The sequence below is a fragment of the Thermoclostridium caenicola genome (assembly GCF_900142095.1).
Classification (GTDB): domain Bacteria; phylum Bacillota; class Clostridia; order DSM-8532; family DSM-8532; genus Thermoclostridium_A; species Thermoclostridium_A caenicola.
The window spans coordinates 81,744-95,812 of the sequence record NZ_FQZP01000005.1; the positions used below are offsets into that span (position 1 = coordinate 81,744).

General features: G+C 52.4%; 12 protein-coding genes. 3 read left to right on the forward strand and 9 right to left on the reverse strand.

Annotated elements, in window-relative coordinates; translation table 11 throughout:
• Nucleotides 1-13: 13 nt before the first annotated feature.
• From F3H12_RS02855 to F3H12_RS02875, 5 genes are all read right to left on the reverse strand, one after another.
• Complete coding sequence (locus tag F3H12_RS02855) at nt 14-730, reverse strand: GltB/FmdC/FwdC-like GXGXG domain-containing protein (RefSeq protein ID WP_149677841.1); 717 nt, start codon at nt 728-730, stop codon at nt 14-16.
• Nucleotides 687-1,958, reverse strand: coding sequence for an NAD(P)/FAD-dependent oxidoreductase (locus F3H12_RS02860; RefSeq protein WP_149677842.1), 1,272 nt, complete (start codon nt 1,956-1,958; stop codon nt 687-689). The genes F3H12_RS02855 and F3H12_RS02860 overlap by 44 nt, the downstream gene beginning before the upstream one ends.
• A 2-nt stretch (nt 1,959-1,960) precedes the next feature.
• Nucleotides 1,961-2,395, reverse strand: a complete 435-nt coding sequence (locus F3H12_RS02865) for a 4Fe-4S dicluster domain-containing protein (protein WP_149677843.1) — start codon at nt 2,393-2,395, stop codon at nt 1,961-1,963.
• Nucleotides 2,396-2,498: 103 nt separating this feature from the next.
• Nucleotides 2,499-4,004, reverse strand: coding sequence for a glutamate synthase-related protein (locus F3H12_RS02870; protein ID WP_149677844.1), 1,506 nt, complete (start codon nt 4,002-4,004; stop codon nt 2,499-2,501).
• Nucleotides 4,004-5,080, reverse strand: a complete 1,077-nt coding sequence (locus F3H12_RS02875; RefSeq protein WP_149677877.1) for a class II glutamine amidotransferase — start codon at nt 5,078-5,080, stop codon at nt 4,004-4,006. The genes F3H12_RS02870 and F3H12_RS02875 overlap by 1 nt, the downstream gene beginning before the upstream one ends.
• Nucleotides 5,081-5,624: 544 nt before the next feature.
• On the opposite strand from F3H12_RS02875, the gene F3H12_RS02880 reads away from it, so the two are divergent.
• The 3 genes from F3H12_RS02880 (at nt 5,625) to F3H12_RS02890 (ending at nt 9,926) form a co-directional block, all read left to right on the forward strand.
• On the forward strand, nt 5,625-7,733 hold the full coding sequence (locus tag F3H12_RS02880) for a glutamine synthetase III family protein (RefSeq protein WP_149677845.1): 2,109 nt from the start codon (nt 5,625-5,627) through the stop codon (nt 7,731-7,733).
• 328 nt (nt 7,734-8,061) lie between these two features.
• Nucleotides 8,062-9,585 carry a glutamine-hydrolyzing GMP synthase gene (gene guaA, locus F3H12_RS02885; protein ID WP_149677846.1) on the forward strand — a complete coding sequence of 508 codons (1,524 nt, stop codon included), beginning with the start codon at nt 8,062-8,064 and terminating at the stop codon, nt 9,583-9,585.
• Nucleotides 9,586-9,593: 8 nt separating this feature from the next.
• Nucleotides 9,594-9,926, forward strand: coding sequence for a DUF3784 domain-containing protein (locus F3H12_RS02890; protein ID WP_149677847.1), 333 nt, complete (start codon nt 9,594-9,596; stop codon nt 9,924-9,926).
• 79 nt (nt 9,927-10,005) lie between these two features.
• Here F3H12_RS02890 and F3H12_RS02895 read toward each other — a convergent pair whose 3' ends face one another.
• The 4 genes from F3H12_RS02895 to feoB form a co-directional block, all read right to left on the reverse strand.
• Nucleotides 10,006-10,485 carry a pyridoxamine 5'-phosphate oxidase family protein gene (locus F3H12_RS02895; protein WP_149677848.1) on the reverse strand — a complete coding sequence of 160 codons (480 nt, stop codon included), beginning with the start codon at nt 10,483-10,485 and terminating at the stop codon, nt 10,006-10,008.
• Nucleotides 10,486-10,609: 124 nt separating this feature from the next.
• On the reverse strand, nt 10,610-11,410 hold the full coding sequence (locus F3H12_RS02900; protein ID WP_340162570.1) for a DUF1722 domain-containing protein: 801 nt from the start codon (nt 11,408-11,410) through the stop codon (nt 10,610-10,612).
• Between the two features lie 179 nt (nt 11,411-11,589).
• Complete coding sequence (locus F3H12_RS02905; RefSeq protein WP_149677850.1) at nt 11,590-11,778, reverse strand: FeoB-associated Cys-rich membrane protein; 189 nt, start codon at nt 11,776-11,778, stop codon at nt 11,590-11,592.
• Between the two features lie 90 nt (nt 11,779-11,868).
• Nucleotides 11,869-14,025, reverse strand: coding sequence for a ferrous iron transport protein B (feoB, locus tag F3H12_RS02910; protein ID WP_149677851.1), 2,157 nt, complete (start codon nt 14,023-14,025; stop codon nt 11,869-11,871).
• Between the last annotated feature and the right edge of the window lie 44 nt (nt 14,026-14,069).

The following is a 14,069-nucleotide window of genomic DNA, read 5'->3' on the forward strand; positions in this document are numbered from 1 at the left end:
CGGGTATTTTCGGCTAGTTATTGGTGTAAAGCTGCTTATATGGGTTTTTGGCGTTGGGCGTAAGTCTGTGGAAGGGCTTGCCCAGGATCTCATCCATCCCTATGTTGAAGGTTTCCGAAAATTCCGACAGAATATCCCTGATCCTGTCCATATCCGCTTCTTCCGCAGGGCTGTGGCATACCTGCTTTGGCAGGTTCTTGGGCATCTTTTGGGTCCTGATGAAGATTTCGCCGCCATGCATACCCGTACCCGTGAAATTGCCAACCGGGCATTCCTCGGTGTTAAGCCCGAGGACGATGATCAGTCCTCCTGCCAGGTACTCGCCCAGAAAGCTGCCCACATAGCCGCCCACAACGATCACCGGTTTCTTGTCCTGGTATTCCTTCATATGGATACCGGTGCGGTAACCGGCATTGCCCTTTACGAGGATTTTTCCGCCGCGCATGGCATATCCCAGGGCATCCCCGGCATTGCCATGGATGATGATCTTTCCGTCATTCATGGTATCGCCGACAGCATCCTGGGCATTTCCGTTGACGACGATGGTAGCGCCGTCCAGATAAGCTCCCAGCGCGTTGCCCGGTGTACCATTGATGGTAATGGTTCTGCCCGTGGCTCCGGCTCCGATGAAGCGTTCCCCGTAACACTCCTCTATGACAACGTCTTCGCTGGTACCGCGAATTTTCTCATTCAGCGCACGAAATCCCAATTGGTGAGCTAACAGATACATTTACAACACCTCCAAGCTTTTCGGCCCGTGTTTCCCTGCTGAATGCCATCAGGCCGGGGGTCTGGCAAATCAGTTCAAAATCAATTGTGTCCAGCGGGGTCTTTTCCCTGATAAGCGCGGTGTATATGCCCGCCTTTTCAATGTTTCCGATGAGGATGAACCCGTTCAGTTTGTTGTCGGAGTAGAACAGTTTCTTGAAGTGTTCACCGTCACTTTCAAAATAGGTATCCCCCTTGTAGGTCCCGGCCGTGATGATATGCTTCCCAAACAGGCCTATGGCATTCATGGGGATGGCCTTGTCAAAGACATAATCCACGCCGGACATATTCATTCCCGCGCATTCTCCCTGCATGTACGCATTGGGCAGCAGCGCCATGATCTTTGTTTCTCCGGATGAAACATCCAGACTCTCGCAGCAGTCGCCGGCAGCATAGATGTCGGGAATGGATGTCCTGCAATGGTCATCGATCAGGATCCCCCTGTTGGTCCTGCCGCCCGCATCCCTGAGCAGGGATATGTTGGGCCGCACGCCCACCGCCAGCACCAGGACATCGAAGGGGATTTGGGTACCATCGTTCAGAACGGCCGTATAGCCTTCAAAGCCGGTAACCTGGCGGCCCAGGTAAAACCTGATGTGATGATCCTCCAGATGCTTTCTCACCATCTCCGAGCTTTGGTCATCCAGGATACTGGACAATACTTTCGGAGAGAGATCCACACAGATGATCTCCACCTTCTTTTTGCTGATCCCTTCGGCGCACTTAAGGCCTATCAGACCCGCGCCCAGGATCAGCACCCTGGCGCCTTCAAAGAGGGCTTCCTCCAGCGCCCTGGCATCATCCAGCGTGGTGAAGGTAAACTTTTTCTCCATTTTATCCAGCCCGGGTATGGGCGGAACCACCGGCGAGGACCCGGTTGCCAGGAGCAGCCGGTCATAGCTTTCGGTCTCCCCGTTGTCCAGGATGACGCATTTTTGCTCCACATCGATCTTTTGAGCTGTCCTGCCCAGTTTCAGCTCACACTGGTGGGTGCTGTAAAAATCGTCGCCCCTGTACTTCATCCTCTCCTCATCGGTCTTGCCCAGCAACAGGTATGAGATCAGCGGCCTGGAGTAGACATGATACTTTTCATTGCCGATAATCACGATCCTGCCGTTCCTGTCGTTCCTGCGGATGGCCTCCACCGCGCCGACAGCGGCGGTCGAGTTTCCAATGATGACATATTTCAAGCCTATTCACCTCTTTCCTCAAAAACGATGGCTCCGTTGGGGCAACCCGATACGCACCGGGGAGTTCCCTCATGGGTCTTGATACAGAGCTCGCACTTTTGAATGGCGCCGTCCTCCGAAGGAGAAACCGCACCGTAGGGGCAGCTGAGGATGCAGGTATAACACCCGATGCACCGGTTCCTGTCCACGGTGATAATGCCGCCGGATTTGGACAGCGCGCCCGTAATGCATCCCTTTACGCACAGCGGTTCCGTACAGTGCCGGCATGAAACCGCGAAGCTTATCCCGTTCCTTTCCTCAACCCTTATCCGCGGATTGATCCTGATGTCCTTCAGCGCCCGCGCCATATCCTTTTCACCGGTGGACGCAAAGGCGCAGTAATACTCACACAAATGACAACCAAGACACCATTTTTCATTGACATACACGCGTTTCAACTGACAATTCACCACCACTTATCATTTCGTTCCAGTCCGGCAGCCCGCCGCATGATGCTGTCCTATTTTGCCGCGATTACCTTGCGGGCCGGGGACGCGGTTTCTATTCGCCGGCATGCTTGATACCCAGTATCTCAAGCTCCTTTTCGTTCAGCCCGACACCCCGGAGCATCAGCCGGTTGCCCTTCAGGGCTTCGATGGAGTTAATGCCCATGCCGCCCATCATTTCCTTGATCTCGTGCTGCCAGGCGGTCAGAAGGTTAACCAGCCGCTTATAGCCGATATTGGGGTTCAGACGCTTGACCAGATCTTCCCGCTGGGTAGCGATACCCCAGTTGCATTTGCCGGTATGGCAGCTACGGCACAGATGGCAGCCCAGTGCGATGAGTGCGGCAGTTCCGATGTAAACGGCATCCGCACCGAGAGCGACGGCCTTGACCACGTCGGCGCTTGAACGGATGCTTCCGCCAACGATAATGGAAACACGGTTGCGGATACCCTCGTCGCGCAGCCGCTTGTCAACGCTGGCCAACGCAAGCTCTATGGGAAGACCTACATGGTCGCGTATGCGTGTGGGGGCAGCACCAGTCCCTCCGCGGAACCCGTCAATGGCAATCATGTCGGCACCGCTTCGCGCGATACCGCTGGCGATGGCCGCCACATTGTGGACCGCGGCAATTTTGACGATGACCGGTTTTTCATAGTTGGTGGCTTCTTTCAGGGAATAGACCAGCTGCCGCAAATCCTCGATGGAGTAAATATCATGATGAGGAGCCGGAGAAATGGCGTCTGTCCCTTCCGGGATCATACGGGTCCTGGAAATGTCCCTCCCGATCTTTTCACCGGGGAGATGGCCGCCGATGCCGGGCTTTGCACCCTGGCCCATCTTGATCTCAATGGCGGCACCGCTGTTCAGATAAGCCTTATGTACGCCAAACCGTCCGGAGGCTACCTGGACAATGGTATGCTTTCCGTATTTATAGAAATCCTCATGCAGGCCGCCTTCACCGGTATTGTAGAGAATGCCCAGTTCGGCAGCCGCTCTGGCCAGGCTCTCGTGGGCGTTGTAGCTGATGGAACCGTAGCTCATGGCCGAAAACATGATGGGCATGGAAAGCTGGATTTGGGGAGGCAGGTTACGGATAAGCCTTCCCTTCTCATCCCTTTCAATCTTCTCAGGCTTGGCCCCCAGGAAGACACGGGTTTCCATCGGCTCGCGCAGGGGATCGATGGAAGGATTGGTCACCTGGGACGCATTGAGCAATATCTTGTCAAAATAGACCGGATAGTTTTCAGGATTGCCCATACTGGACAGCAGAACGCCTCCGGATTCGGCCTGCTTGTAAATCTCATTGATAGCCTTGCCGGACCAGTTGGAATTTTCCTTGAAGGTGTGCGGTGATTTGACGATCTTGAGCGCCCGCGTCGGGCAGAGCGCCACGCAGCGGTGGCAATTGACGCACTTGGCGTCGTCGGACACCATCTTGTTGCTGTCCTTCAGATACTCATGCGCCTCGTTGGCGCATTGTCGTTCACATACGCGGCAGACGATGCACCGCTCTTGATTTCTTACGATTTCATATTCCGGATATATGTATTGAACACCCATCAGTACTTCCCTTCCTCAACATTGATAATGACGCCTTCGCCTCCCATGGGAGACCAGACTTTGTCCAGATCGCTCTGGATCACCCTTATGGCCGCTTCCTCGCTGGCCACATAGACCATATCATCCTTCTCGCCAACCACCATGCTGCGGAGTTTCAATCGGTCATTGAGCGCCATCATGCCTCCCTCAAACCCCACGATGATGGAAAAGGGCCCGGTGATAAGCTGGGATGCAAACACATTTCTCAAAAACTTGAGCTCTTCTCTTTCCTGCTTGGGCTTACCCTCTATGGTGGACCAGAAGGGCGCCGCAAACACATGGCATATTTCATCAAAGTTGAGCCCGATTCGTCTGTGCAGGTAGTCAATCATGTAGGCAATAACCTCGGTGTCGGTCAGGAGTGTGCATTTGTATCCGTACATCTCAATGGCGCGCCGGTTGGCATCATAGGACGATATCTCACCATTGTGGACCACGGAATAATCCAGCAGGGCAAAGGGATGGGCCCCGCCCCACCATCCGGGCGTATTGGTGGGATACCGGCCATGCGCGGTAAAGCAATAGCCTTCGTACTCCTCCAGCTTGTAGAAGCGTCCAACGTCCTCGGGGAATCCCACGGCCTTGAACACGCCCATGTTCTTTCCGCTGGAAAAAACATATGCGCCTTTGATTGCCGTGTTTATCCTGAATACGCATCTGACCACATACTCCCGCTCATCCAGCTGGCTCGCCGCAAGCTTTGTCGGCAGCGGGGAGACGAAGTATCGCCAGATCAGGGGTTCGTCGGTGATTTCAGGTATCTTCCGGGTAGGTATCCTGGAAAGGTTGATGATATCAAAATGCTTTTCCAGGAAGGTCTCGCATTCCTTCTTGGCCATGTTGTCGTCGTAAAAGATGTGGAACGCATAAAAATCCTTGTATTCAGGATAAATGCCATAGGCAGTAAACCCTCCACCAAGGCCGTTGGAGCGTTCATGCATGACAGCTATGGACTTGATGATGCGTTCGCCGGAAAAGCGCTTTCCGCTTTTGGATATGATGCCGGATATCGCACATCCCGACGGGTTTCTGAACATTCCTTCTCTCACTGGTCATACCTCCAACCAATTTAAAGAACCCGCTCTGCCAGGCAATCACAGACTGCCGACGGAGGTCCGAAAACTTGATGATTTCAAAACAAAGGCGTTCACCACATAGCATCACAGGAGCAAACAAGCCTGACAGGCTTGTTGCCTGACTGACACTATATGATGAACGCCTTTGTTCACTGAGTTTATTATACTACAAACATTTCATCCTGTCGATAGGTTTATGAAATTTTTATAATCAAAACTTGCATTTTTTTATCATGCATGCCCATTACCCGGTTTGCACCGGTCTGTTTTGCAAGACAGGCGGATGCATTTTGCATTTTTATTGGAAAAAGTTAATAAAAGCATTGACAGACCCTCCCCGTTGTGCTAAACTGTTTACAAACAGCAAAGGCGCTGTGGAAAAAAATCCGCAGCGCCTTTGCTGTTTTATATATTCTATCGCAGAAGTGCAGGTTTCGGTATACAACCATGCAATTCCGGCAGACTTTTAAGCGATAGGATTGGATAATTTCAGGGAGGAAAAAGCATGTCAGATAATAGTAAGAATATAGCTGAACGCTTCGGCAGCATGGTATTCAACGACAAGGTGATGAAGGAACGCCTTCCGAAGGATGTATATAAAGCTCTCAGGAAGACCATCGCCAACGGCACCCACCTGGAACTGGACGTGGCCAATGTCGTGGCCAGCGTGATGAAGGAATGGGCAGTGGAAAAGGGGGCCACCCATTTCACCCATTGGTTCCAGCCCATGACCGGCGTGACCGCGGAAAAGCATGACAGTTTCATCATGCCTGACGGGGAAGGCCGTGCCATCATGGAGTTCTCGGGTAAAGCCCTGGTCAAGGGCGAACCCGACGCCTCCAGTTTCCCTTCGGGCGGTTTGCGCAGCACTTTCGAGGCAAGGGGATATACCGCATGGGACCCGACTTCCTATGCCTTTATCAAGGATAATACCCTTTACATTCCCACTGCCTTCTGTTCGTACAGCGGCGAAGCGCTTGACAAGAAAACACCCCTGCTGAGATCCATGGAAGCCCTGAGCAGGCAGGCCTTGCGGGTGCTGCGCCTGTTCGGACACAACGATTGCAAACGCGTGGTATCATCGGTGGGGCCCGAGCAGGAATACTTCCTGATCGATAAGAGCATGTACCTGAAGCGTCCCGATCTGATGTACTGTGGCAGAACCCTTTTTGGCGCCCGCCCGCCCAAGGGCCAGGAAATGGAAGATCACTATTTCGGCGCCATCAAAAACCGCGTTTCCAAATTCATGCGCGAAGTGGATGAGGAACTCTGGAAGTTGGGCGTTTATGCCAAGACCGAGCATAACGAAGTGGCTCCTGCTCAGCACGAGATTGCTCCCATCTATTCCGAGTCCAATATTGCCACCGACCACAATCAGTTGATCATGGAGCTTTTGAAGAGTGTTGCCGCTAAGCACGGCCTGACATGCCTTTTGCACGAAAAGCCTTTTGCAGGCATCAACGGCAGCGGCAAGCACGTCAACTGGTCCATTTCCACAGATACCGGCATCAACCTGCTGGAACCCGGCGATACGCCCTTTGAAAACGCCCAGTTCCTCCTGTTCCTGGTGGCCGTGATCAAGGCTGTGGATGATTACCAGGATCTCTTGCGTGTTTCGGTTGCCAGCGCCGGCAACGACCATCGCCTGGGTGCCAATGAAGCACCGCCCGCCATCGTTTCCATCTTCCTGGGCGATGAGCTGACCGAGATTCTCAACGCGCTTGAAAACGATACCCTTTATGTGGGCAAGGGCAAGACCCTGATGGAAATCGGGGCAACGGTTCTGCCTCATTTCCCGAAGGATACCACCGACAGGAACCGCACTTCGCCCTTTGCCTTCACAGGCAATAAGTTTGAGTTCCGTATGCTGGGTTCCGCGTTCAATATCGCAGGACCCATCATCGTGCTCAACACCATCGTGGCCGATGTGCTGAAGCAATTCACCGACGAACTTGAAGAAAGCAAAGACTTCAGAGTGGATTTGAGCAAGCTTATCAAGCGAACCATCAAGGAGCATAAGCGCATCATCTTCAATGGCAACGGCTATGATCCCGACTGGGTGAAGGAGGCCGAGCGCAGAGGCCTGTCCAACCTCAAGACAACTCCTGATGCCCTGCCCGCCTTTATCCGGCCCAAAAACGTGGAGATGTTCGTCCGCCACAATGTGTTCAGCGAGCATGAAATCCACTCGCGTTATGAGATATTGCTGGAAAACTACTCGAAGACCATCAACATCGAAGCGCTTACCATGATGGACATGGTCAACAAGTATGTTATTCCCGCTGTCATAGCCTATCAGAACGAACTGGCACAGCTGGTTCTCAGCAAGAAATCCCTGGGCGCCGACATACCGGTAAGCCTGGAAGAAAACCTGCTCAGCAAGATTGCCAGGCTTGCAGACTGCCTGGGCAAAAGACTCGAAAACCTCTCCCAGCAAACCATTGCTGTCCGGGAGATCAAGGATAAGCTGGAACTTGCCAGGGCTTATCGCGAAAAGGTCTGCACAGCCATGAACGAACTGCGTCTGGTTGTGGACGAACTCGAACTTTTGGTGAGCAGCAGGCATTGGACACTGCCCACCTACACCGAAATCCTCAACAGCGTCAACGAGTAGTTTCATATACTCTGGCCATTATACCGCTTTATCCAATTCATGACATGAAGGCAAATGCCACAGAATACCCCCGGTTCGGCATTTGCCCCTTTTTTTCTTTGCCTTGTATAACCATTGACAAGATTCCCGCTTTTTTGTATATTAATTACCATTGAACAAAGGCGTTCATCATATCATGCGGGAACAGTCCGTAAGCTGGCTTTTTTTTGCGGCTGTTCAGGCATGTGCATGATGTGGTGAGCGCCTTTTATGATACCTCGGCGCAGCGCGCCCGGATTTCTGTACAGCAAGCAAATCTGACAGCAATAAAGGACAGGATGGTGTAAAGATGAGCGAACTCTTGTTGGTATTGGATTTTGGGGGACAATACAAGGAACTGATTGCCCGCACCGTTCGCTCCCACTCGGTTTATTCCGAAATCTGGCCCGGTCATACAAGCGCGGAAAAAATCAGGGAACTGAATCCCATTGGCATCATTTTGACGGGAGGCCCCCACAGCGTTTACCTGCCCGACTCACCAAAATGCGATCCCGGGATCTTTAAACTGGGAATACCCATTCTGGGTATTTGCTACGGGATGCAGCTCATGTGCCACATGCTTGGAGGCACCGTGGAGGCCTGTGAAAAAAGCGAATACGGAAGGGTGAAAGCCCGCCTGAAAACCTGTTCACCGTTGTTCAGGGATATTCCGGAGCAGAACACGGTGCTCATGAGCCATACCGATCTGGTGAGCAAACTTCCGGACGGCTTTGTGGCCATTGCTGAAACCGACCATTGCTCCCATGCCGCCTGTGAAAACCCGGCGCAAAAGCTCTACGGCGTCCAGTTCCATCCTGAGGTTGAGCACACCGATAACGGCCGAAGGATTATCGGCAATTTCCTTTTTGACGTCTGCGGCGCAAAAGGCGATTACCACCTGGACGACTATATCGAGACCCAGATCCAAAAGATACGGGAGAAGGTGGGCGACCAAAAGGTCCTGCTTGCCCTGTCCGGCGGTGTGGACAGCTCCGTATGCGCCAGCCTGCTGTCCAAAGCCATCCCCGGACAGCTTACATGCATCTTTGTGGATCACGGCTTCATGCGCTATAAGGAGGGTGATGAGATCGAACGGGTCTTTTCGGCCATGGATCTCAACTTTATCCGGGTTAACGCCGAAGATCGCTTCCTGGCAAAACTGAAGGGCGTAACAGCGCCGGAGCAGAAGCGGAAGCTCATCGGCGAGGAGTTCATCCGGGTTTTTGAGGAGGAAGCCGCAAAACTTGGCGATATTCCCTTCCTGGCCCAGGGCACCATCTATCCCGACGTGATCGAGTCGGGCGGAAAACTCGGCGCAACCATCAAAAGCCACCACAACGTGGGCGGCCTGCCTGAAAAACTGGCTTTCAAGGAGATCATCGAGCCCCTGTCCGGGCTATTCAAGGACGAGGTGCGTGTGCTCGGAAGGAAACTGGGCCTTCCCACGTCCCTCACAGAGAGGCAGCCTTTCCCGGGCCCGGGGCTGGCCATCCGTGTGCTGGGCGAGGTGACCAGGGAAAAGCTGGAGATCGTCCGCCTGGCAGACCATATTATGTGTGAAGAGATCGGCAAGCTCAGGCGCAAGCCTGAACAATACTTTGCTGTTTACACCGGTGCCTATTCTGTGGGCGTCAAGGGTGACGACCGGACCTACGATTCGGTAATTGCCCTGCGGGCCGTACATACCAGTGATTTCATGACCTGCGAGTACGCTCCGCTTTCCCATAAAGTCTTAAGCCGTATCGCTTCGCGGATCACTCGTGAAATTCCCTCAGTAAGCCGCGTGGTGTATGATATTACATCCAAACCGCCCGCGACGGTGGAGTGGGAGTAGAGGTTTTTATGAAAATCGGAGCAATAATATGTTTCATTCTGGCCGTATTCTTTTTCGTCATGGCAATCCTCTTCGCTCTGCTAAAAGAAAAAGGCGCACTGCTCATCAGCGGATTTAATACCATGCCCAAATCGGAGCGGGAAAAGTATGATAAAACGAAAATGAGCAAAGAAATGAGAAATGCTCTCTTTCTTTGGTTTCTCATTTTGCTTTCAGGAACGGTGCTGGCTTATCTTATCGGTGAATATTGTGCATATATAGCGCTTGCCGTTTGGTTGATCGTATTTTTTAAAGGTATGCATCTCGATCCGGAAAAAGCGTTCAAGAAATACAAGAAATGACGGGTTACAACAAAACAGGCGCCTTGTCCCTATCTAATCCCGGGGCGGCGCCTGTTTGCTTAACTTGAGTCTTATCATCTCATCCCCCAACCAGTTCCTTGGCCTGCTTGCCGGTCATGTGTTCGATGTCGATGGCGACAATATGCGCTCTTGTGCAGCCTTCTATCTCTCTTCTCTTATTCTCTTCAGGCTGATCCCCCGAGTATTTTTCAACCAGGGCCCTGAAAGCTTCCAGCCGCTCATCGCCTTCTGCGATTCTTGCTTTTCCGAATACGATGGCGCTTCGGAAGTAGCTGGTATATTTTTCGCTGACAATGGTGTCCTGGTAAATCACCGCAAAGGATACCTTCGGGTGTTTCATCATGGCATCCATTTTATGACCGGACATCGCCGAATGGAAATAGATTTTGCCGTTATGGTAAACATAGTTGATGGGAACAGCATAGGGGTAATCCTCATCGCCCAGGCAGGCCAAAACGCCGTTTGAACCTCTTTCCAGAACCGCTATGGTTTCTTCCGGAGACATGAGCTGCCTGCCCCTTCTCATTTCCCTGAACATCCCTCATCCTCCTGTCCGTCGTACACACCTGTAATCTTTGGAACTCTTCCCCATGGCGGAAGCTATTGCGGAACAGTCCATGGTTAGAGTCTAAAGGGAGCGCCAGGTTTTGTCAATCAGGCTGTTACAGAAAAAAGTAGTACGAATGGAGCAAATGATCCATAGCGTATTTCTCGGCAAGTTTCTTCAGGAAGCTTTTGACCGTACCAGGGCTGGCCTTTTGCTGCCGGTATCTTTCCAGGCGTTTGTGGAAGGCCTGCCACTCCTTTTCTGACGCTTCCCTGTTGATGCATTCCCACACCAATAACATGGCTTCTGTATGGCTTTCGATATCCCCCATGTTCTCCAGCCCTTGCTGGATGAGCTTGTAAAAAGTCACCGGCGTCAGGCCATCCCTTTTCCCGATCATTTCAGTGAGCTCGGCATATACGACCGGCGATCTTTCAAGGATGCTGTACTTATATCTGTCCCATTCCATTTGAAGCGCGTCAAAGCTCAGATCCTCAGTAGTGCAATGGATGCACTTGACACAGGACAAATTCTTATCCTTAACCTCCAGCATGATGTCGATGTCTTCCCTGTCCAATGCTTCATAAAAGGCCATGAACCTTTCAATATCAATGGTATCCGAATGATAGCCCTTCTTTTTTTGCTTAGCTTGCTGAGAATAATGGATTTTCTGGGGACCGTCCTGCTCCCGCCAGGTGGAGCGGCATCGCTCAATCCAGATAAACTCGTCCCTTTCTCCATCGCACGGATTGGCTTCATGGTGGAGATTGTCAAAGACCACCGGGATGTTCAGCTGCGTCCCGATGCCATATACATCCCGGATATTGAATATCCTGTCATCATTCTCTATGATCAGGCGTCTTTTAATGCTCTGGTATTCCTTTCGATCCCCGGATTTGAAAGATGATTTTATTATGCATCAGATGCCTGCCCAATAATCCGTACCGGCAAAAAAGGTGTGTGCAGGTGGCCATTGATTTCCGCTCACCAAAAAAGAGTGCCCCTTAACTCAGAAACTGCGTTAAGGGGCCGGATCGATGCGCATAATCATCAGGGGTTCAACTTGAAGTTATGTTGTGGCTATGCGACAGGCAATCATTTTTTATCTTCCTGTCCCGTATGGCACACGGAAGCGCTCGGACACTCACTGCAGCCGCATCCGCAGCTGATGGACTGCCCTTTGGCCTTCTTTTTCGCCATGCTGGCAATGATCCCGATAACCGCAGCAAGCAGCAGAGCCACAATGACAATGTTTGCAATATTATCAGCGATAAACTGGAGCATGGTCCTCCCTCCTTTGTCAACATACTCCTTCTGTCCCGACAGCCCGCCCGGCTGTTTTTTGCCATCTGGGCGCGGAAGATTCAGTGTTCCTTATATGTTTGCGCTCACCGTAGCGGCCTTCAGTTTTCTTTCGTTACTCGGCTTAAGCAGCAGGTACAGGAAAAACGCCACTGCCAGGATGGCCACAACCGTTCCTGCGCTGAAGCCATTACCTGCAAACAGGCTTCCAAGCTGGTAAACACTGAGGGCTACCACATAGGCAAACAGGGTTTGATAACCGACTGCAAAGATGGTCCATTTGCCGCTGTTCATTTCCCTTCTGATGGCACCGATGGCCGCAAAACAGGGCGCACAGAGCAGATTGAACAGCAGGAACGAGTAAGCAGAGAGCGCGGTGAAGCTGGCGGCCAGAAGTCCCCAGATTTCCTGCCCGTCCTCGGCCACTTCTGCAAAACCATACAGAACGCCAAGGGTACCCACTACGCTTTCCTTGGCAACCAGACCGGTAAGCGAAGCCACCGCTGCTTCCCAGAAGCCCCAGCCCAGAGGCGCAAAAATGGGGGCGATGATGCTTCCGAGTTTAGCCAGGAAACCGTCGTCGAGATCCTCCACCATGGTGAACTGACCGTCCACAATGCCGAAGTTGGAGGCGAACCAGATGACGATGGTGCACAGCAGGATAACGGTCCCCGCCTTCCTGATGAAGGACCAGGCACGCTCCCACATGCTGCGCAGCACGTTGCCGGCCAAAGGCCTGTGATAAGGAGGAAGTTCCATAACAAAGGGCGCCGGATCCCCGGAGAACAATTTCGTCTTCTTCAGAATAATCCCTGAACATATGATGGCGATAATACCTGCAAAGTATGCGCTGGGCGCCACCCACCAGGCGCCACCGAACAGCGCGCCGGAAATCAGGGCAATGATGGGCAGCTTTGCGCCGCAGGGTATGAAGGTGGTTACCGTAATGGTCATCCGGCGGTCCCGTTCATTTTCGATGGTACGGGAAGCCATGATACCCGGAACCCCGCAGCCGCTGCCGATAAGAATGGGAATAAAAGATTTACCCGACAGGCCGAATTTACGGAAGATGCGGTCCATGATGAAGGCAACTCGTGCCATATAACCGCAATCCTCAAGGATGGCCAGGAAGAGAAAGAGCACCAGCATTTGCGGCACAAATCCCAATACGGCGCCGACGCCGCCGACGATACCATCCAGAATCAGGGACTGGAGCCAGTCGGCTGTACCGATGGATGACAGGAAACCTTCCACTGCCGGCGGGATGATCTCACCGAAAAGCACGTCATTGGTCCAGTCGGTCACCCACGTACCTACCGTTGTAACTGAGATGAAGTAAACACAGAACATGACCAGCGCGAAGATGGGCAGGGCAAGCCACCTGTTGGTTAAAACCCTGTCTATCTTGTCCGAGGTGGTCATTTTCACGTTGCTCTTGCGCTTATAGCAATCCTTGATGATGGAGGCTATATACAGGTAACGTTCATTGGTGATGATGCTCTCCGAGTCATCATCCAGCTCATTTTCACACTGGCTGACAATATCCTCAATACGGCTCTTGAGGGCATCATCAAAAGCCATGCGCTCCATGACCTTGATGTCGCGCTCAAAAACCTTGATGGCCGTCCAGCGCATCTGTTTTTCATCCACCTTGCCGTGCAGCAGTTCCTCGATGCCTGCAAGCGCCTGTTCAATATTCTCAGAAAAACGATGCCGCGGAACCATGGGAACCTTGTTTTGGGCAAGCTCAACAGCCTTTTCAGCTGCATCGGCAATACCGGAGCGCTTTAAGGCCGATATCCCGACAACCGGACACCCCAGTTTTTCAGAGAGTTTATCCAGGTTAATCTTATCCCCGTTCTTTTCCACCACATCCATCATGTTGACGGCTATAACCATGGGGATACCCAGTTCGGCCAGCTGGGTGGTCAGATAAAGGTTGCGCTCCATGTTGGATCCGTCAACGATGTTGATAATGGCATCGGGGTTCTCCCCGGTGAGATAATCCCGTGCAACGACCTCCTCCAGCGTATACGGCGAGAGGGAATAGATACCCGGCAAATCCACAATGGTGACATCCCGGTATGTATCGCTCCTGAGCTTGCCTTCCTTTTTCTCAATGGTTACGCCCGGCCAGTTGCCAACGTACTGGTTGGAACCGGTCAGCGCGTTGAACAGTGTCGTTTTGCCGCTGTTCGGATTGCCCGCAAGTGCAATTTTGATCGGCATGTTTCCTCTTCCTCCTCAAAAACTGAATGAAGCCTGTTCCAGGG